This is a genomic window from Sphingomonas crusticola (genome assembly GCF_003391115.1).
Taxonomy (GTDB): domain Bacteria; phylum Pseudomonadota; class Alphaproteobacteria; order Sphingomonadales; family Sphingomonadaceae; genus Sphingomonas_I; species Sphingomonas_I crusticola.
Genome location: NZ_QTJP01000001.1, coordinates 42,478 through 60,539, shown reverse-complemented (window position 1 = coordinate 60,539; position 18,062 = coordinate 42,478). Strand labels below are relative to the sequence as shown.

19 protein-coding genes and 2 other RNA genes are annotated in these 18,062 nt (G+C 65.3%); 9 read left to right on the top strand and 12 right to left on the bottom strand.

Translation table 11 applies throughout. From position 1 onward, the window contains the following. Positions 1-28: 28 nt before the first annotated feature. Positions 29-406: RNase P RNA component class A (rnpB, locus tag DX905_RS00290), an RNA gene on the bottom strand. A 33-nt stretch (positions 407-439) separates the two neighbouring features. Next, the gene (locus DX905_RS00285; protein ID WP_116089547.1) at positions 440-1,153 is read right to left on the bottom strand and encodes an N-acetylmuramoyl-L-alanine amidase; all 714 of its coding nucleotides are present in this window, start codon (positions 1,151-1,153) and stop codon (positions 440-442) included. Between DX905_RS00285 and DX905_RS15875 the strand changes: the two genes are divergently transcribed. After that, the gene (locus tag DX905_RS15875; protein WP_162875392.1) at positions 1,140-1,712 is read left to right on the top strand and encodes a hypothetical protein; all 573 of its coding nucleotides are present in this window, start codon (positions 1,140-1,142) and stop codon (positions 1,710-1,712) included. The two genes, DX905_RS00285 and DX905_RS15875, sit on opposite strands and share 14 nt — an antisense overlap. Before the next feature lie 115 nt (positions 1,713-1,827). On the opposite strand, the gene DX905_RS00275 is transcribed toward DX905_RS15875, so the two are convergent. Then, positions 1,828-2,214: a M67 family metallopeptidase gene (locus DX905_RS00275; protein WP_116092214.1), complete on the bottom strand. Its 387-nt coding sequence runs from the start codon at positions 2,212-2,214 to the stop codon at positions 1,828-1,830. 64 nt (positions 2,215-2,278) lie between these two features. On the opposite strand from DX905_RS00275, the gene DX905_RS00270 reads away from it, so the two are divergent. The 3 genes from DX905_RS00270 (at position 2,279) to rpoH (ending at position 5,525) form a co-directional block, all read left to right on the top strand. Continuing rightward, positions 2,279-3,562: a serine hydrolase domain-containing protein gene (locus tag DX905_RS00270; protein ID WP_116089545.1), complete on the top strand. Its 1,284-nt coding sequence runs from the start codon at positions 2,279-2,281 to the stop codon at positions 3,560-3,562. 31 nt (positions 3,563-3,593) lie between these two features. Next, positions 3,594-4,547 (top strand): RluA family pseudouridine synthase, encoded by a 954-nt coding sequence (locus DX905_RS00265; RefSeq protein WP_420822146.1) that lies wholly within the window; start codon positions 3,594-3,596, stop codon positions 4,545-4,547. A 69-nt stretch (positions 4,548-4,616) separates the two neighbouring features. After that, positions 4,617-5,525 carry an RNA polymerase sigma factor RpoH gene (gene rpoH / locus DX905_RS00260; RefSeq protein WP_116089544.1) on the top strand — a complete coding sequence of 303 codons (909 nt, stop codon included), beginning with the start codon at positions 4,617-4,619 and terminating at the stop codon, positions 5,523-5,525. A 130-nt stretch (positions 5,526-5,655) separates the two neighbouring features. Here the strand turns inward: rpoH and DX905_RS00255 are convergent, their stop codons facing one another. Continuing rightward, positions 5,656-6,453 (bottom strand): transporter, encoded by a 798-nt coding sequence (locus DX905_RS00255; RefSeq protein ID WP_116092212.1) that lies wholly within the window; start codon positions 6,451-6,453, stop codon positions 5,656-5,658. Positions 6,454-6,538: 85 nt separating this feature from the next. On the opposite strand from DX905_RS00255, the gene mtgA reads away from it, so the two are divergent. After that, a complete protein-coding gene (gene mtgA / locus DX905_RS00250; protein ID WP_116089543.1) occupies positions 6,539-7,261 on the top strand; it encodes a monofunctional biosynthetic peptidoglycan transglycosylase in 723 nt (240 codons plus the stop codon). Positions 7,262-7,394: 133 nt separating this feature from the next. On the opposite strand, the gene DX905_RS00245 is transcribed toward mtgA, so the two are convergent. The 5 genes from DX905_RS00245 to ffs all read right to left on the bottom strand — a co-directional run bounded on the left by DX905_RS00245 (position 7,395) and on the right by ffs (position 11,171). Continuing rightward, entirely contained in the window at positions 7,395-7,727 is a 333-nt protein-coding gene (locus DX905_RS00245) for a YbaB/EbfC family nucleoid-associated protein (RefSeq protein WP_116089542.1), read from the bottom strand. Next, positions 7,727-9,358 carry a DNA polymerase III subunit gamma/tau gene (locus DX905_RS00240; protein ID WP_116089541.1) on the bottom strand — a complete coding sequence of 544 codons (1,632 nt, stop codon included), beginning with the start codon at positions 9,356-9,358 and terminating at the stop codon, positions 7,727-7,729. The genes DX905_RS00245 and DX905_RS00240 overlap by 1 nt, the downstream gene beginning before the upstream one ends. 84 nt (positions 9,359-9,442) lie before the next feature. Beyond that, entirely contained in the window at positions 9,443-10,306 is an 864-nt protein-coding gene (locus tag DX905_RS00235) for a sigma-70 family RNA polymerase sigma factor (protein WP_205412168.1), read from the bottom strand. Beyond that, positions 10,303-10,767: a carboxymuconolactone decarboxylase family protein gene (locus tag DX905_RS15870; RefSeq protein WP_205412166.1), complete on the bottom strand. Its 465-nt coding sequence runs from the start codon at positions 10,765-10,767 to the stop codon at positions 10,303-10,305. Before DX905_RS15870 ends, DX905_RS00235 begins: the two co-directional genes overlap by 4 nt. A gap of 306 nt (positions 10,768-11,073) precedes the next feature. Then, an RNA gene (gene ffs, locus DX905_RS00225) (signal recognition particle sRNA small type) lies at positions 11,074-11,171 on the bottom strand. Positions 11,172-11,469: 298 nt separating this feature from the next. On the opposite strand from ffs, the gene DX905_RS00220 reads away from it, so the two are divergent. Continuing rightward, the gene (locus DX905_RS00220; protein ID WP_162875390.1) at positions 11,470-12,411 is read left to right on the top strand and encodes a TonB family protein; all 942 of its coding nucleotides are present in this window, start codon (positions 11,470-11,472) and stop codon (positions 12,409-12,411) included. Positions 12,412-12,506: 95 nt separating this feature from the next. Here the strand turns inward: DX905_RS00220 and infC are convergent, their stop codons facing one another. From infC to lptF, 3 genes are all read right to left on the bottom strand, one after another. Beyond that, positions 12,507-13,049, bottom strand: a complete 543-nt coding sequence (gene infC / locus DX905_RS00215) for a translation initiation factor IF-3 (RefSeq protein ID WP_116089538.1) — start codon at positions 13,047-13,049, stop codon at positions 12,507-12,509. Positions 13,050-13,191: 142 nt separating this feature from the next. Continuing rightward, positions 13,192-14,286 carry an LPS export ABC transporter permease LptG gene (lptG, locus tag DX905_RS00210; RefSeq protein ID WP_116092211.1) on the bottom strand — a complete coding sequence of 365 codons (1,095 nt, stop codon included), beginning with the start codon at positions 14,284-14,286 and terminating at the stop codon, positions 13,192-13,194. 2 nt (positions 14,287-14,288) lie between these two features. Continuing rightward, positions 14,289-15,488, bottom strand: coding sequence for an LPS export ABC transporter permease LptF (gene lptF / locus DX905_RS00205; protein WP_116089537.1), 1,200 nt, complete (start codon positions 15,486-15,488; stop codon positions 14,289-14,291). A gap of 119 nt (positions 15,489-15,607) precedes the next feature. Between lptF and DX905_RS00200 the strand changes: the two genes are divergently transcribed. Genes DX905_RS00200 through DX905_RS00190 form a run of 3 tightly spaced genes read left to right on the top strand, consistent with a single transcriptional unit; the run spans position 15,608 to position 18,062 of the window. Next, the gene (locus DX905_RS00200; protein ID WP_116092210.1) at positions 15,608-16,126 is read left to right on the top strand and encodes a DUF2141 domain-containing protein; all 519 of its coding nucleotides are present in this window, start codon (positions 15,608-15,610) and stop codon (positions 16,124-16,126) included. Between the two features lie 8 nt (positions 16,127-16,134). After that, a complete protein-coding gene (locus tag DX905_RS00195; protein ID WP_116089536.1) occupies positions 16,135-17,115 on the top strand; it encodes a diacylglycerol/lipid kinase family protein in 981 nt (326 codons plus the stop codon). Further along, positions 17,112-18,062 carry a hypothetical protein gene (locus tag DX905_RS00190; RefSeq protein WP_240320660.1) on the top strand — a complete coding sequence of 317 codons (951 nt, stop codon included), beginning with the start codon at positions 17,112-17,114 and terminating at the stop codon, positions 18,060-18,062. The genes DX905_RS00195 and DX905_RS00190 overlap by 4 nt, the downstream gene beginning before the upstream one ends.

The following is an 18,062-nucleotide window of genomic DNA, read 5'->3' as shown; positions in this document are numbered from 1 at the left end:
AGGCTGCAGATCGCATGAACGGTAAAAAGACGCCAGAGGGCCTGTAAGCCGGGTTCTGTCCACCGGCCGAAGCCGGATGGGCGACCATTCCTCTAGGACGACGCTCGCGCGCCGCCTCAAGCAACCAACCCGGACGACGGGGGCGAGTAACCCCATATGCCGTCCCTACTCGGTCTTGCTCCAGGTGGGGTTTGCCGTGCCGCCACCGTTACCGGCAGCGCGGTGCGCTCTTACCGCACCCTTTCGCCCTGACGTGGCCGAAGCGCACGCGGTCTGCTTTCTGTTGCACTGTCCCTAAGGCGAAGGTCTCCCCGCGCCCCGCCGGGCGTTACCCGGCACCTTCACTCTGCGGAGCCCGGACTTTCCTCCCGTGCATTGCTGCACCGGCGGCCGCCCGGCCCTCTGGCGCGGCACGGCCTAGCAGCCCGCGGCAGTGGAGTCAGCCCCGGCCCTGCCGCGCCTCCGCGCCCTTGTCGCCGCCGGTGAGCAGCGACAGCAGGATCGCGCGGCATTCGCCGTCGATGATGCCGTCCACCGTCTCGGGCCGGAACCGGCGCTGGAAGGCGCGCACCGCGGCTTGATGGTCGACGATCTCATAGCCGAAGCGTTCGAGCGCGAGCAGGAAACTCGCGTCGCTCCATAGCGGATCGGTGAGATGGCGGCGCGGGCGCGGCAATGCGAGACGCAGCTTGGCGAGCCGCTCCCAGTCGAACAATTCGCCCGGATCGTCCTTGCGCGCGGGCGCGACATCGGAATGGCCGACGATGTTGCCGCGGGTGATGCCATACCGCCTGACGATCTCCGCCATCAGCGGCAGCAAAGCCTCCATCTGCGGCTCGGAGAAAGGACGATAGCCGTTCTCGTGACCGGGATTGACCAATTCGATCCCGATCGAGGCGGAATTGACGTCGTCGATTCCGCGCCAATGCGCCTGGCCGGCATGCCAGGCGCGCTTATCCTCGGCGACGAGGCGCACGATTTGGCCGTCTTCGGTGATCAGATAATGGCTGGAAACCTTGGCGGCGGGATCGGTCAATCGCTGGATCGCGGACGCCGCGTCGACCATGCCGGTATAATGAAGCACGATGATGCTGATCGGCAGCTTGCGCTCGTCGAAATTCGGCGAGGGGCGCTCGGTGATGCCGTGGGTCATTGCGCGAGGGCATAATGGCTATGCCGCGCTACGCCAGCAAAATCCGGGATCGCCGGATCAGCAGGCGGAGGCGCAGCCGGGCGGGAAACCCAGCTGCATCCCTGCTTCAGATGTCGGTGCCTTCCTGGCGGCCGGTATTGCCCGACTGATCAGCCTGATTCGACTGGCTGCCGTCACTGCCCTGGCCGCTGCGACCGCTATTGGCATCGCCCTGCTGGCCTGCCTGATTATTCCGCTGCTGCTCGAGCTGGGTATCGCGATCCTGCTGCTGGTTGCGGTCAGCGCCCTGGCCGCCCTGGCCGCCGGTCTGGCCGGCGCCTTGCTGGCCGCCCTGGTTGTTGCGCTGCTGTTCGAACTGCGTGTCGCGATCCTGCTGCTGGTTGCGATCGGCATTCTGGCCGCCCTCGCCGCCCGTCTGGCCGGCGCCTTGCTGGCCGCCCTGGTTGTTGCGCTGTTGTTCGAACTGGGTGTCGCGGTCCTGCTGCTGATTGCGGTCGGCGCTCTGGCCGCCCTGGCCCGCATTGGCGTTCTGATTATTATCCATGAAATCCACTCCTAGGTTCGGTTTGCCCGGTCCTGGATCAACGGTCCGAGCGGCCCGACGATCCGTCGAAGCTCGATTATCCGACGTGCCGTGCCCCGGATCGGTCGAGTGCGCGTAAGGCCAGGATTGGCTAGGCCAGGATCAACTGCATTTCCCGGAAGGCGCCGATTTCGGCCAGCCACAGGCGCGCTTCGCCGCCGCCGAGGATCAGCCAATAGGCCCCGGGCTCCGCAGCGGCCAAATCGCGCGCCGACGGCTCCGGCCGGCCGTTGGGATGCGAATGATAATAGCCGATCGGCAGCGGCCTCCCGCTGCGCGCGGCGCGCAACGCGGAGAACAATGCTGCCGGATCGAGCTCGAAACTCCGGTGCGGATCGGGAGCGACATTGGCGGCAGGCTCGGCGCGCTGGATGCAATCTTCGGTTCCGAACAGCAGCCCGCAAATCTCCACACTCGGCGTTGCCGCCGCCTCGGCGAGCAATTGCGCCATCACGTCGCTTGCGATCCTTACCTCCATCATGTTCTGCTAGCAGGCGCCGCAGACCTGCGCAGCAGCGGGCGACGCATTTTGGGAGGACGAGATGACGATTCGCTGGTTGGCACCCGCTCTGGCGGCCTTGTTAATCGCCGGCCCATCGCCGGCAGGCGCGCCGGCCCGAGCCGATCATGCCTCCCACGTGCGCATCGATCGGGCTCGCATCGACCGCGCGCTGGCCGCAATGATCGCGGACGGCCGCGCCGCCGGCGTCTCGGCGCTGATCTGGCAGGATGGGCGCGAGGCCTATTTCGGGACTGCGGGCATGGCCGATCGCGAAGCGGGCTTGCCGATGACGCGCGCGACGCAGGTGCAACTGTATTCGATGACCAAGCCGGTCACCGGCGTCGCGCTGATGCAATTGTGGGAGGCGGGCAAATTCCGGCTCGACGATCCGCTCGCGCTTTATCTCCCCGAATTCGCGCACATGCACGTTGCGGGCAAGGACGGTATCCTGCGCCCGGCGAGCCGGCCGATCCTGATCCGCGACATCATGCGTCACACCGCCGGCTTTGCTTACGGATCCGGCACCGACCCGGTCGATGAGCTCTTTCGCAGGGCAGACCCGCTCGGCCTGGACCACGACCTTGCCGAGATGGGCCGGCGCGTCGCCCGCCTGCCGCTGATGTTCGAGCCGGGGACGCAGTGGCGCTACAGCGTGGCGGTCGACGTCCAGGCGCTGCTGGTCGAGACTTTGAGCGGCGAGCCGTTCGAAGCCTATGTCCGCACCCATGTGCTTGACCCGCTCAGGATGACCGAGACCGGCTGGACCAAGCCGCAGGACCGCCTCCCCCGCCTCGCCGCCCTCTATCTGCGCCAACCCGACCGCCCGCTTACACGGCAGGCCGACGCGCTCACGCGCCAGGTCAATTTCGCGCCGCGCAAGCTTACCCCCGGCGGCTATGGCCTCGTCGGCCCGATTGACGATTATATGCGCTTCGCGCGGATGTTACTGGCGGGTGGCGTCTTGGATGGCGCGCACATCCTCAAGCCATCGACGATCCGCCTGATGGCAACCGACCAGCTCGATCCCGCCGTCACGGCGCGCTATTTCCTGCCGGGCAAAGGCAATGTCGGTTTTGGGCTCGACTTCGCGGTCCGCGTTGGGCCTGCCCTTGCGCCCGCGGAAAATCGCGGCACGACCGGCGAATTCTTCTGGGACGGCGCCGCATCGACCTTGTTCTGGGTCGACCCGGCCAACCGGCTTGCCGCGGTCTTTTTCGCCCAGACCAGGCCCAATGACGAACGGCTGCATCGCGATTTCAGACGCGCCGTCTATGGCGACGATTATAATCAAGCGGTGGAAGGGGGCGGCGTCGCGCGCCCTTGAAAATACGCCGCAACGCACCATATCGGGTACAGTGGACGCGGGGGTGTCAATCAAACATGCGGCAATGCCGCCCGAAATGGCCGGTTGGCGTCTCGACCGGGCGCTGGCGGTGGCCATTCCCACTCTGTCGCGCGAGCGGCTGAAAAGCCTGATCTCGGCGGGCGCGGTCACGGTTGGGGACCGGGTCGTACGCGATCCGGCGGCCAAGGTGATCGGCGGCAGCGCCGCGATCGTGGCCGTCCCCGATCCGACGCCGGCCCATAATCTGGCGCAGGACATTCCGCTCGTCGTCGCGTTCGAGGATGAACATCTGATCGTCGTCGACAAACCGGCGGGGCTGGTCGTCCATCCGGCCTGTGGCAATCTCGACGGGACGCTGGTCAACGCGCTGCTGCACCATTGCAAAGGCTCCTTGTCGGGCATTGGCGGGGTCGAGCGCCCCGGCATCGTCCATCGCATTGACAAGGATACGTCGGGGCTGATGGTCGCCGCTAAGACGGATCGCGCGCATGCCGGCCTTGCCGCGCAATTCGCGGACCATTCGATCGACCGGCGCTACAAGGCGATCGTCTCGGGCCGGCCGAACCCTGCACAGGGCCGGATCGAAGGCAATCTCGGCCGCAGCCCGTCCAATCGCAAGAAGATGGCGATCGTCGGCCCGGGGCAAGGCAAACATGCTATAACCCACTATAGGACGCTCCAGGCGCTTGACGCGGCCGCCTTGGTGGAATGCCGGTTGGAGACCGGGCGCACCCATCAGGTGCGCGTGCATATGGCCTCGATCGGCCACGCTTTGCTGGGCGACCAATTTTACGGCGGGGCTGCGCGCCGCCATCGTGACCTGCTAGCGCGGCTTGGCTTCGCGCGTCAGGCGCTCCACGCGGCGCGGCTCGGCTTTCGCCATCCGGTGACAAGCCAGGCTTTGTCGTTCGAAAGCAACATGCCGGCAGACATGCAGGAACTGTTCAGCCATCTTTTGGTATAAATCACTGAGACGATAGGTCAGGGCTGACGACCTATCGGGACCCAAGCGGTCCAGGGAGAATTGAGTATCATGGCCAGCGGCAAAAATTCGGTGGCAACCATCCCGGCACTGGGCGGCGAGGCGAGCCTCAACCGCTATCTGTCGGAAATCCGCAAATTTCCGCTCCTCCAGCCGGAGGAGGAATATATGCTCGCCAAGCGCTTCCAGGAACATGGCGATCCTGAAGCGGCGGCGAAGCTCGTCACGTCGCACCTGCGACTCGTAGCCAAGATCGCGATGGGCTATCGTGGTTATGGCTTGCCCGCGTCCGAGCTCATCTCGGAAGGCAATATTGGCCTGATGCAGGGCGTGAAGAAGTTTGAGCCCGATCGCGGCTTCCGCCTCGCGACCTATGCGATGTGGTGGATCCGCGCCTCGATCCAGGAATATATCCTGCGCTCGTGGAGCCTGGTGAAGATGGGCACGACGGCTGCGCAGAAGAAGCTGTTCTTCAACCTGCGCCGCATGAAGAGCCAGATCGACGCCTTCGAAGACGGCGATCTCAAGCCTGAGCATGTCACCAAGATCGCGACCGATCTCGGCGTCAGCGAGGAGGACGTCACCTCCATGAACCGCCGCATGGCGATGGGCGGCGATACGTCGCTCAACGTCATGGTCGGCGAGGATGGCGACGCGCAGTGGCAGGATTGGCTGGTCGACACCGATCCGCTGCAGGACGAACGCCTCGCCGATGCGCAGGAAAAGGATGTCCGCCACGACATGCTGAGCCAGGCGATGGATGCGCTCAACGATCGCGAGAAGCATATCCTCGCCGAACGACGTCTGGCCGACGATCCCAAGACGCTGGAGGAACTCTCCCAGGTCTATGGCGTCAGCCGCGAACGCGTCCGCCAGATCGAGGTCCGCGCTTTCGACAAGCTGCAAAAGGCGATGATGCGCATCGCCGGCGAGAAGCGCTTGCTGCCGGCGATGGCCTGAGTAGCCTTACCGAAGTACCGAAGTCCTGCCGTCACCCCAGCGAAGGCTGGGGTCCATGACTATTGCCCAGAGAATTGTCGGGATGGATCAGATAGATGGATGCCAGCCTACGCTGGCATGACGGCAAGGCTTAAAACTTCTCAGTAACTCCAAAATATAATTCCACGTCCGGCGAGGCATGGTTCAGACCAGCCTGCGCGCCGGCGTCGAACTGCAGCCTGTCTTTCGGCTGATAGGCGACGTAAACCCCTCCCAGCGCCTGACTCGAATGACCGGACGGATCGCGATCGCGAATGACCTGCGCCTCCACCGACATATTCCATTTCTCGCTGAGCTTGACGCCCAGCCCGGCGGCGCTGCCATAGGCGGTGTGGCGGCCGTTGCCATCTTCGTCGACGGCGGCATCCACCTCCGGTGTGATCTCCAGCTTGAGCTGATCGGAAAGATCGTAATTGACCGGGATCAGCAGGCCCGCGCTCCAGTCGCCCGCGCCTACCTGATGGCGGCCGGTCGGCAGTGTCGCATAAGGAAGCAGCGCCACGGAAAAGCCGTCCCCGTCAGGATGCGTCACACTCTGCTTCAACCCCAGCGTTACGTCACCGATTCCCGACGATTTGCTGACCGAACCGCTAATCCGATCCCGGATGCGCACATGGCCGTAAGCAGTCCACTCAAGCCTGAGCTCGGTGGTGTCGCCGATGCCGTAGCGAGCGAGAACGTCGCCCGCGAGCAGCGTGTCGGTGCGAGTGTCGGGCTGCTTGTCGAGCGTCCAGTCGCCCACGCCCGCCTCGATCTGCAAATGTCCCTGATCGACGATGCAGGGCGGAGTATCGAGCCCGGGCCGTTCGGAGCAAAGCTCGCGCAACTGATCCGCCGCCGAGGCGGGCGCGCCGGCGAGGAGTGCGGCGACGGCAAGCAATGCTTTCATGAGGATCGTCCCGATGATGTCGGCGCTGCAACGAGCCGCGTCATCGCCCGTTCCAGCACGCGATTCCATTCGCTAGAGCGAGCCCATGGCCCCTATCGCGCGCTCGCGCCGTCCCGCCCGTCGTCGCTCCTGGCTCCGCCGCATCCTCGGCTGGATCGTGCGGCTCGTCCTCGGCTTCATCCTGCTGTCGCTGCTGATGGTCGCGATCTACCGCTTCGTGCCGCCGCCGATCACGCTGACGCAGATCGGCGACATCACCGAAGGCCATTCGCTGCACAAGGACTGGATGCCTCTATCGGCGATGGATCCCGATATGGCCCGCGCCGCGATCGCGGCCGAAGACGGCAATTTCTGCACCCATCACGGCTTCGATCTCAAGGCGATCGAGAAAGCCTTCAAGGCCAACGAGGCGGGTCGCAGGCTGCGCGGCGGCTCCACCATCAGCCAGCAAACCGCCAAGAATGTCTTCCTGTGGCAAGGGCGCTCTTACCTGCGCAAAGGCCTGGAAGCGTGGTTCACCGTGCTGATCGAGCATCTGTGGGGCAAGAAAAGGATCATGGAAGTCTATCTCAACGTCGCCGAGACCGGCATCGGCACCTACGGCGCCAATGCGGGATCGCAGCGTTACTTCCATCACGATGCCAGCCGCCTCAGTCCAACCGAAGCGGCGCGGATCGCGGCGATATTGCCGCAGCCTGCCGAACGTGCGGCAATCGCCCCGCAAGGGCGGGTGCTGCGCTACGGCAACCGTCTGGTACGGCGCGTCGGCATCGTCCAGCGGGGCGGCTATGATCGCTGCCTGCGCTGAGGCAGTTTGTTCTGCCTCGGCGGGATGACGCTCGCAGAAACTTCCGTCATTGCGAGCGAAGCGAAGCAATCCAGTTATGCGTGCCTGGATCGCCGCGGCGCCTCTGGCGCCTCGCGATGACGGCTTCCTAGTCTTAAAACGGCAGCTTGAAACCCGGCGGCAGCGGCAGACCTGCGGTCATCTTGCTCATCTCGGCATTGCCGGCGGCATCGGCCTTGGCGCGCGCATCGTTGATCGCAGCGGCAACCAGATCTTCCAGCATCTGCTTCTCGGATGGCTGCAGCAGGCTGTCGTCGATCTCCACGCCAAGGATACGACCCTTGGCGGTCGCCTTGATCTTGACCAGCCCGCCGCCGGCGGCGCCCTCGACCTCGATCTTGTCGAGGCCTGCCTGCGCATCGCTCATCTGCGACTGGATGTTCGCAGCCGCTTCCTGCGCGGCTTTCATCAGTTCGTTCATGTCCATTATGATCCGCTCCGTACCTCTTCGATCAATTCTGCATCCGGGAAAACCGAACGCACCGCGGCGACCATCGGCGCATTGAGTATCTCGTCGCGCGCCGCCTGGGCCGCCGCCTGCTCCTTTTCACGCATGCTCGGCCGCCCGATGCCTTGCGAGACGGTGATCGTCCACCGCACGCCTTCCTCGCCGAAGCGCGGATTGAGGCAATTCTGCAGCTCCTGCGCGAAGGCGGCATTGATGGCATTATGCTCCATCAGCATGATCTCGGGCGGCTCGAAGCGGATCACCCGGGCATCCTCGAAGCAGGCGGCCAGCCGGCGCGCGCCCTTGGCGACGAGCATGTCGTGAAATTCCTGTGGCGTTGCCGGCAAGACCAGCAGCGGCGCCTGAGGCGAGGGAGCGGCAGGCGCAGGCGTCGCGGCCGCGGCAATGGTTTCCCCGCTTTGCAGCCGCCGCGCCAGCTCGCCGGGATCGGGCAATTGGCTGGCATGCACCACGCGCAGCAGCGCCATCTCCGCGGCCTCGCGCGGCTGCGGTGCGGCCAGCACCTCGCCATGCCCCTTGAGCAGCAGCTGCCACAGGCGGTGGAGCGTGGCGTAGCCCATCCGGCTTGCCCAATCGGCATAGGCTTCGCGCTCTTCATGACTGAGCGCGGGATCCTCCGATCCGCCCGCCTTGGAACGCGTGATCCCGTGCACCACTTCCAGCAGGCCGCGCAGCAAGGCGGTCGGCTCGACGCCCAGCGAATCCTGCTGCTCGACCGCGGCAAGTACGCCGGGCACATCGGAAGCCAACATCGCGGCGAACAGCCGCCGGATCGCGCCGCGATCGGACAGGCCGAGCATGTCGCGGACCTGATCCGCCCGGACGCCGCTACCGTCCATCCCGGCATGCGCGATCGCCTGATCGAGGATCGAGAGGCCGTCGCGCGCCGATCCTTCCGCCGCGCGCGCGATCAGCGCCAGTGCCTCGGGCTCCGCTTCGACATGCTCCGCCTGCGCGACGTGCGCGAAGTGCGTAGCCAGCAGATTGGCGGGAATACGTTTGAGATCGAAACGCTGGCAGCGCGACAATACCGTCACCGGCACCTTGTTCACCTCGGTGGTGGCAAACAGGAATTTCACGTGCGCCGGCGGTTCCTCCAGCGTCTTGAGCAGCCCGTTGAAGGCCGCCTTCGACAGCATGTGGACCTCGTCGATGATGTAGACTTTGTAGCGCGCCGACACCGCCGAATAGCGCACGGCCTCGATGATCTCGCGGACGTCGTCGATGCCGGTATGGCTCGCGGCGTCCATCTCGACCACGTCGATATGGCGACCCTCGGCGATGGCGACGCATGGCTCGCATATTCCGCATGGATCGATGGTCGGGCCGCCCTGCCCGTCCGGGCCGATGCAGTTCAATGCCTTGGCGATCAGCCGCGCGGTCGATGTCTTGCCGACGCCGCGCACGCCGGTGAGCAGGAAGGCATGCGCCAGCCGGTCCCGCTGGATCGCATTGCCCAGCGTCTGGACCATCGCGTCCTGCCCGATCAGCTCGGAAAAACGCTGCGGCCGGTATTTGCGCGCGAGCACGCGATAGGCGGCGGATGGCTGCGGCTGCGGCGGTTCGTCGAGGTTGAGGGAGTCGGCCATTGTCTCCCTATTTAGGGGGCGGCGGCCGCTTTGTCGAAGCGCGAGTGGCGATGCGCCGAAGCGCGACACATCGATCATTATCGATCATTGCAGGCGCGTCCGTTCCAGATGACCAAGCTTGTCGGGATTGCGCATGACGTAGATCGCACGAATCTGGTCGCCCTCGATCAGCAGGGCGGTGGTTTGCAGAATACCGTCGGCTTCGCGTGTTACGAAGCCCGGCAGGCCATTGACGAAACCATAGCTGACGACCGCTGACATGCCTTTAGCGTAGAAGCGCACCAGTGACCCATGCAGCTTCATGACGGCGCTGATACCGTGGATCGGCTTGATCCCGGCGACACGTTTGCCGCCGCCGTCGGAATAGACCGCCACGTCACGCGCGAGCATGGTTTGCAGCGTCCCCATATCGCCGGTCCGCGACGCACTGAAGAAAGCTGCCGCGATCTCCAGGCCGTGCTTCTTTTCGATCGGGAAGCGCGGCCGCTCTGCGCGCACATGGTCCCGCGCCCGGGCTGCAAGCTGGCGACAAGCGGCGGGATCGCGGTCGATCGACCGCGAAACCTCGTCGAAGCCGAGCCCGAATACGTCGTGGAGCAGAAACGCCGCGCGCTCCAACGGCGACAGGCGATCCAGCGCTACCAATAACGGCAAGGTCACGTCTTCGGCCGGATCGTCCTCGACGACCGGTTCGGGCAGCCATTCGCCGACATAATGTTCGCGTCGCACGCGTGCCGATTTCAGTTGGTCCAGGCAGAGGCGCGTGACGACGCGGCGCAGGAATGCCTCGGGCTCGCGCACGGCGTCCCGGTCGGCATCCAGCCAGCGTAGGAAAGCGTCCTGTACCACGTCTTCCGCATCCGCGACCGAACCCAGCATGCGATAGGCGACGCGGATCAGGCGCGGGCGCAGCGGATCGAACGTCTCCGCTGCGCCCGCGTCGGTCATGCCGCCGCTTTCCGGGGGTGCGGTAGGGCGTGCACGGCACGAAAGCCGACGCCGAAGCGGTTCCAGGCGTTGATGATCCCGATCAGCATGGTGAGCTTGACCTGCTCCTCCGGCGTGAAATTTGCCTGCAACTCGGCATAGACGCTGTCCGGCGCTGCTGTCTCCGGCAGAAGCGTCAGCGCCTCGGTCCACGCCAGCGCGGCGCGCTCGCGATCGGTATAAAGCGGCGATTCCTGCCATGCCGCGAGCATGGTGAGCCGGAGCTCGTTCTCGCCCGCCTCGAGGGCTTCACGTGTGTGCATGTGCAGGCAGAAGGCGCAGTGGTTGATCTGCGATGCGCGGATCTTGACCAGCTCGGCCAATGAGGGCTCGACGCCGTCCTTGGCCATCGCGGTGCTGAAATCGACGAATGCCTGCATCTGCTGTGGCGCTGCGACGAAGGGGATCAAACGCGGTTTCATGTCGGTCTCCTGTGTTGGACGGAGACCTGACGAGGTACCGCGGCACGATGTGACATGCTGCGCGAATTTTTTGCTAGATCCTCCCCCGCCAGGGGGAGGTGGCGCCGCAGGCGACGGAGGGGGCGGCAGCGCTCCAGGCGCAGGCGGCGCGGTGAGCTCTTTGTCGAACGTCGAGGGACACCGATGCCCTCCCCCTCCGTCAGGCTGCGCCTGCCACCTCCCCCTGGCGGGGGAGGATTGTGGAGGACGCATGTCCTTTCGAACTGTCGGATTTTCGGGCCACTCGCTACGCGGGCGTCGCTGCAAAATGGTGGGAGCCGGAACGACCCGACGAGAAATCGTTGTGGCTGCTTCCTTCCGGATCTGACCAGGTTGGCGACGACGCCGTCCGCCCGACTCCCGCGCGCCATATGGTGGAGCCGTGGCATCATGGCAAGCCGCCAAGAAGCCGCCGGTATGGAGCGTTTCGCCTGGACATATATGGACGTTACGCGACTGATCGCACACACTTGCCCAGCGAAAATCAGAGTCGGACGCTGAGGAGGATATATGTCCGTTCTACCCCCACCTCCTCCGATAGTGGTCAGGGCGGACGCGCCCCCGGGGCCGGCGCGCATCGCGGAAATCGTTTCGTTTCAATCGAGTGCGGCCAGCTGCGAAGGTCAGCCTGTAACGGCTATGCGGCTCGAGAAGCCGTTCCCGATGGGGAATATACGCTTCGACGCCGGTGCGCCTTTGGCGCCCTCCGCATATCGCCTGACATTCGATATCCAGGCGGACGGTCGACCGCACGGCATCCGCATCAGTGGGGCCACCGCTTACTCGCGCTACGACACCAACGGGCAGGATGTGGCGGCAGCCCTCGCGGCGTCGCGCTTCGCGGCGGCCGAGCGCCGGGGCTGCTCCGTCACCTATACCAAAAGCCACGTGCCGATCGCGGATGCACCGATCGCCCTGGTTTACGAGACGGCAAGCATGCCAACCCAGGGTGCGGCGGCGCGCGACCTGTTCGCCCGCGCACGCCCGGCCGCAACGAATTGCCCATCCAATCCAGGCGCTCCCTTGCGACTCAATTATCCCGACTTCGATGCCATCGCGCAGGAACCCGCGACCCGTTCCTGGACCTTCCTTGCTTTCGACGTGGACGCGCGCGGGCGCACAAGAAACGTGCGGGTGCTGGGATCGTCGGGAAAAGCCGAACTCGACCGGGCCGGCGTCCAGGCCATCAGGGAGAATCGCTACGCGCGCGGCAGCAGCTATCGGGGCTGCATATTCTATTTCTTTCGAAACGGCCCGTCGCTGCCCTCACCTGACTTTCCGCCCGATACGCCCGCAGAGACCGACGACCTGGCCGCCTGTTCGATCGATCGAAAGACGATCGCGGGCCTTGCGAACGGCAGCGCCTTTCCACCCGCATTCCTGCAGCGAAAGATCGAGGGGGTAGCGGCCTTGCGCTACGACACCGCCCCTTGGGGCGCGATCGGCAACATCAGGATATTGGAGGCGGAGCCGGCGGACGCATTCGGCGAGGCCGCGCGCGACTCGCTGGTCAACGCCAAGGTCAACGAGAACGACGTCGGACATCGCGGCTGCGTCACCCGTTTCCGCTTCAAGCTGCCATCGTCCGCCGGCCATACTGGATAAAGGACGCTGTATCGGCCGCTCCGCTGCCGCTGTGCCAAACAAAAGGGCGGCAGGACCAGGTCCGCCGCCCTTCGCTATCTTCGTTGAGACCGTGCTTACTTGGGCGCGAGCACCATCAGCATCTGACGGCCTTCCATGCGCGGGAATTGCTCGACCTTGGCGACCTCGGCGGTATCCGCCTGGACGCGCTGGAGCACCTGCATGCCGAGCTGGCCATGTGCCATCTCGCGGCCGCGGAAGCGCAACGTGCACTTCACCTTGTCGCCCTCGCCGATGAACTCGAACACCTTCTTCATCTTGGTGTCATAGTCGTGATCATCGATGTTCGGACGCATCTTGATCTCCTTGATCTCCTGCGTCTTCTGGCTCTTGCGGGCGATGTTGGCCTTTTTCTGGGTCTCGTATTTGAACTTGCCGACATCGAGGAACTTGGCGACCGGCGGATCGGCGTTCGGGGACACCTCGACCAGATCGAGCCCGATCTCCTGCGCCTGCGCCATGGCTTCGCGCGTATACATCACGCCCAGATTTTCGCCGTTCTCATCGATCACCCGGACCTTCTGGCTCTGGATGAACTCGTTGAAACGGGGGCCGTTAAGCGGCAGCGGCGGCGCACCCAGCGGGCGGCGCGGCGTCATGGGCGGTGGTATAACGCATTCTCCTTTGGCGGCGGGATGCCGGCACCTCTCCAATATAGAGGCGTTGGCGGCTTTTTGAAAGACGTGCGCTTCAAGGCTCGATCCGCGTCGCGAGCGGGCGACACTGCCGCGCGGCGCTTGATCATTCCTCGGTACGGATAAGTACCGCCTCGCCGATCAGCAGGAACAGCAGGAATGGCGCCCAGGCGGCCAGCAACGGCGGATAAGCGCCGATATTGCCCATCGCGAGCGCGAAATTATCCGCCACGAAATAGGTGAAGCCGAGCGCCATGCCGATGACCGCGCGCACGAACAGCGCGCCGGATCGGGCCAGGCCAAAGCCCGCGACCGCCGCCAGCAGCGGCATCAGCACGACCGACAAGGCGCCGGAAATCTTGTGCCACAACACCGTGTCGAGCGCGACGGTGGGGCGGCCAGCGGCACGCAGATCGCCGATGGCCTGCGCCAGCGCACGGAAGGAGAGGCCGTCCGGGTTGACGGTCGCAAGCGTGAAGCGATCCGGAGAAACGCCGCGCCCGATCGTCACATTCTGTCGATTGACAACGCGCCCGCTGGCAACGTCGAAAATACGCGCCTCGCGCAGCTGCCATCCGCCGCCACCATAGGTCGCGCGGGGGGCGCTGACGATCGCGCCCAGCCGGTCTCCCTGGCGGTCATAGAGCCGTACGTCGCGTAGCACCGTTGCGGAGCCGCGTCCGCTGGCCTGGGCGGCATGGATCAGGTCCTCGCCCGCCCGCACCCAGACATTGCTGACCACGCCGTGCGACTGCGGGATCGGGCCGTAATCGACGTCCTGCCAGGCGGACAGGACGTTGGTGGCGCGGGCGACGACATGATCATTGAACCAGAAGGAGATGCCCGCGATCGCCAGACTCGCCACGATCAGCGGGGCGAGGATCTGATGCGCCGAAATGCCGGCCGCCTTCATCGAGATGATCTCGCTATTCTGGTTGAGCGTCGCGAGCGTGATCAGGGTGCCGAGCAGCACCGAGAATGGCAGGAAGCGCGACACGATCTGCGGCAGCCGCAGCGAGACATAATACCATAATTGCGCATCGCCGTTACCCGGCACGGCCAGGATATCGCCCGATTCGCCGAGCAGATCGAGCGCCAGCAGGATCACGGCCAGCGCGGCAAGCACCGCGAAAGACCGCACCACGAACAGCCGCGCCATATACCAGCTGATGGTGCGCGATGCGAAGAAGTTGACGTTGATCTTCACGCGGCGGCCTTCTTGCGGTTGGCGCGCGCCAGCCAGCGTTTGGCGACCGTTCCGAGCTTGGCGAATTGCCGCTCGAGCGCGCCGATCGGCTGCCCGCCCGGCACCATCGCCAGCGTGCGATACATCCACCAGATCAATGCCGCGAAGATCAGGAACGGGGTCCACAAGGCGATCACCGGATTGATGTGCCCGCGACCGCCCAACGCTTCGGCATATTCGTTGATCTTATAATAGGTCACGATCATCACGATCGACAGGAAGACGCCCAGCGCGGAGGTCGAGCGCTTGGGCGGGACCGCCAGCGCCACCGCCAGCAATGGCAGCAGCAACATGGTCGCGACTTCGGTCAGCCGGAAATGGAACTCGGCGCGGCTCTTGGCGCGATCGGCTTTTTCGCCGGCGGCCTTTCCCGACTTCACCAGTTCGGGAATGGTCAATTCGTCGCGCCCGCCGCGCTGCCGGAAGGCTTCCTCCTTGGGCAGATCGATCGGCAGATCGTGACTCTCGAAGCCCAGCACGCGCGGCACCGGGAAACCTGGGGCATTGTGCACCAACGTGCCGTTGTGGAGGCGGAAGATGATCGTGTTGGGATCGTCGGTCGCCATGAAGCGGCCCTGCTCCGCGGTCACCGCCAGCTCCTTGCCCTGCTGGCCTTGTGCCATCACGAAAATCCCGGACAGCTGGCGCCCATTCTCCTGGCTGCGCTCGATGCGAACCGTCATATTCTTGCCGAGCTTGGTGAACTCGCCGACCTTGATCGAGGCGCCGAGCGCGCCCGTGCGCAATTCGTAGCGCAGCCCTTCATAAGCATAGCGCGAATAAGGCTGGAGGAAGCCCACGATCGCCAGGTTGATCAGCGCCGCCACGATCGCATAAGCGTAAGGCACGCGCAGCAGCCGGCGATAGCTGAACCCGCAGGCCAGCAATACGTCGAGCTCGGACGATGTCGCCAGCCGCCGGAAGGCGAGCAGGATGCCCAGCATCAGCCCGATCGGGATGCCGAGCGACAGATATTCCGGGATGAGGTTGGCGAGCATCCGCCACACCACGCTCACGGGTCCGCCTTCCTGCGCGACGAAGTCGAACAGGCGCAGCATCTTCTCGAGCAGCAGCAGCATGGCCGCGATCACCAGACTTGAGATCAGCGGCACGGCGATCAGGCGCGCGAGATAGCGATCGACGAGACCCGAATTCAAATTGCCGACGCTCCGTCACCATGTTCTGGCCGCATTCACGACCGATCTGCCATCGCATGGAGGCGAATATCGCCCGGCGCCAGCTGGCCGGGCCTATAGCTTCCAGGAGTATCGAGGTCATGTTGAAATTCGTACCCCTTGTTGCGGGCATGATCGCCGCCACCGCGCCCTTGGCACCGGTCGGCGCAAATGTGCTCGGGCCGCATGCGCAGGATTGCACGGGCGGCAAGCCGGCCATGCTCGTCCATGTGCAGGGGCTGAAATCGCGCGGCGGCACCATCCGGGTACAATCCTATGGCGGCGACCCCGCCAGCTATTTCGAGAAGCATGCCTATCTGGAGCGGGTCGAGGTGCGCGTGCCGGCCACCGGAGCGATCGACGTCTGCATGCCGGTCCCCCGCCCGGGCCTCTATGCCGTGTCGGTACGCCACGACGCCAATGGCAATGGCGGCGCCGACATCCGCCAGGACGGGGGCGGCTTCTCGGGCAATCCGAGCATTTCGCTGTTCGACGCGATGTTCAAGCGCAAGCCCAACCCCAGCCAGGTGCAGGTGCGCGTCGCGGGCTTGACCAAGGTGCCGGTGACCCTGAACTACGTGCGCGGCGCCAGCGTCGGCCCGGTCGGCGGCGGCCAGTAAGGAAATCGATGATCCGGATCGCGCTTCTCTCCAATCCGCGCTCGACGGGCAATCGTGCCATGCTGCCGCGCGTCCGCAGCTTCTGCGCGCAGCATCCGGAAATCTTCCATTACGAGGTCGAGCATGTCGATCAGATCGGCGCCGCGCTCGAGACCATCTCGCGCGTCGATCCGGTCGTGCTGGTCATCAACGGCGGCGACGGCACCGTCCAGGCGACATTGACCGAACTCTATCATGGCGACCATTTCAACTGCGCGCCGCCGCCGGTGGCGGTGCTGCCCAACGGCAAGACCAATCTGATCGCGCTCGATCTGGGCGCGACCGGCGACCCGATCGTGGCATTGGAGCGCGTGCTCGAGATCGCGCATGACGATATCGCCAGCCACATCATCACGCGCGAGCTGATCGCGCTGACGCACGAGGTCGATGGCGTCAGCGACGGATTGAAGCCGGTGCTCGGCATGTTCCTCGGCGGCGCCGGGCTGACCGACGTGCTGCTCTATTGCCGCAACAAGGTCTATCCGCTCGGCCTGCCCAATTGGCTGAGCCACATATTGACCGCCTTCGCGCTGATGGCGTCGGTGATCTTCGGCATCCGCGCCGCCTTCCTGCCCGAGCGGCCAAGCTCGGTGAAGGTGTCGCTGATCCGCCAGGGCGCCATCCAGGGCCGTTTCTCGGTGCTGATCGTGACGACGCTCAAGAAATTGCTCATCGGCGCCGGCGTGTCGGGCGGCCATAGCGGCGCCCTCCAGCTGATGGCGATCGATCAGAATCCGATGGCGCTGATGCGCGCGTTGGTCGCCGGTCTGCTCGGCAAGCTCGGCAGCGGCATCCTGACCGGCGTGCATGTTCGGCGCGGCGACGAGATCCGCATCGAAGGCGATCGTTCGAGCGTGATCCTCGATGGCGAGATCTTCCAGGCCGGTGTCGGCCGTTCGATCGTGCTGCGTCCGACCGATCCCCTGCCGTTCCTCCGCCTGGCGGCGTGACCCAGCCGACGCGATCTTCGTCCCTGCCCGAGCTCAGGCAACTCGTTGCCGACGAGCTGTCCCTTCCGGTCGATCCGGCGGTCGCGAGGATGGCGGCGGCGATCGCGGCGAAACATCCCGGCGCCCGGGCAATCCTCTATTACGGCTCTACCCTGCGTGAGGCGCGGCTCGACGGGCTGATGCTCGATTTCTACCTGATCGTGCGCGACTATGCGCAAGCGTTCGGCGCCAGATGGCTGGCCGCGGCCAACCGCCTGCTGCCGCCCAATGTCTTCCCGTTCGAGCATGAAGGGCTGATCGCGAAATATGCGGTCCTGTCGGAGGCCGATTTCGCCCGCCTCGCCTCGCCCAGGACCCGCAGCGTCTCGGTCTGGGCGCGCTTCGCCCAGCCTGCCCGCCTGGCGTGGTCCGCGGATGAGGCGGCCCGCAACACGGCGACCGATGCGGTCGCGCGCGCGGCGCCGACCTTGCTCGGCGCGGCACGGCCGTGCGTCGCCGACAGCCTCGACCCGCTCGATTTGTGGCGCGAGGCGTTCGCGCTGACCTACGCCGCCGAACTGCGCGCCGAACGCCGCGGGCGCGCCGGATCGGTGGTGGATGCCGACGCCGATCGCTACCGCGCCTTCACCTTTCCCACGCTCGCGGCCGCACGCCTCGAAGCGCACATGGCGGACGGGCGCATCGTCTTCGATCGCCCGATGTCCGCGTGCGAGCGCAGCCAGGGCAAGCGCGCCTGGGCGCGCCGCCGCCGCGAGGGCAAGGCGCTGACGCTGCTGCGCCTCGCCAAGGCGAGCGCCACTTATGCCGGCGGGATCGACTATCTCGCTTGGAAGATCAGCCGCCATTCCGGGCAGCCGGTGGCTATCAAGCCATGGCAGCGGCGATGGCCGATCATGGGGGCGATTACCTTATTGCCCAGGCTGATCGCCCGCGGCGCGGTGCGCTAG

Coding starts and splice junctions, on each gene's coding strand:
- DX905_RS00200 (WP_116092210.1), top strand. CDS start 15,608: ATGTTGAAATTCGTACCCCTTGTTGCGGGCATGATCGCCGCCACCGCG.
- DX905_RS00245 (WP_116089542.1), bottom strand. CDS start 7,727: ATGGACATGAACGAACTGATGAAAGCCGCGCAGGAAGCGGCTGCGAAC.
- DX905_RS00235 (WP_205412168.1), bottom strand. CDS start 10,306: ATGACCGACGCGGGCGCAGCGGAGACGTTCGATCCGCTGCGCCCGCGC.
- DX905_RS15870 (WP_205412166.1), bottom strand. CDS start 10,767: ATGAAACCGCGTTTGATCCCCTTCGTCGCAGCGCCACAGCAGATGCAG.
- DX905_RS00275 (WP_116092214.1), bottom strand. CDS start 2,214: ATGGAGGTAAGGATCGCAAGCGACGTGATGGCGCAATTGCTCGCCGAG.
- rpoH (WP_116089544.1), top strand. CDS start 4,617: ATGGCCAGCGGCAAAAATTCGGTGGCAACCATCCCGGCACTGGGCGGC.
- infC (WP_116089538.1), bottom strand. CDS start 13,049: ATGACGCCGCGCCGCCCGCTGGGTGCGCCGCCGCTGCCGCTTAACGGC.
- DX905_RS00195 (WP_116089536.1), top strand. CDS start 16,135: ATGATCCGGATCGCGCTTCTCTCCAATCCGCGCTCGACGGGCAATCGT.
- mtgA (WP_116089543.1), top strand. CDS start 6,539: ATGGCCCCTATCGCGCGCTCGCGCCGTCCCGCCCGTCGTCGCTCCTGG.
- DX905_RS00270 (WP_116089545.1), top strand. CDS start 2,279: ATGACGATTCGCTGGTTGGCACCCGCTCTGGCGGCCTTGTTAATCGCC.
- DX905_RS00285 (WP_116089547.1), bottom strand. CDS start 1,153: ATGACCCACGGCATCACCGAGCGCCCCTCGCCGAATTTCGACGAGCGC.
- DX905_RS15875 (WP_162875392.1), top strand. CDS start 1,140: ATGCCGTGGGTCATTGCGCGAGGGCATAATGGCTATGCCGCGCTACGC.
- DX905_RS00220 (WP_162875390.1), top strand. CDS start 11,470: ATGGGGAATATACGCTTCGACGCCGGTGCGCCTTTGGCGCCCTCCGCA.
- DX905_RS00240 (WP_116089541.1), bottom strand. CDS start 9,358: ATGGCCGACTCCCTCAACCTCGACGAACCGCCGCAGCCGCAGCCATCC.
- DX905_RS00255 (WP_116092212.1), bottom strand. CDS start 6,453: ATGAAAGCATTGCTTGCCGTCGCCGCACTCCTCGCCGGCGCGCCCGCC.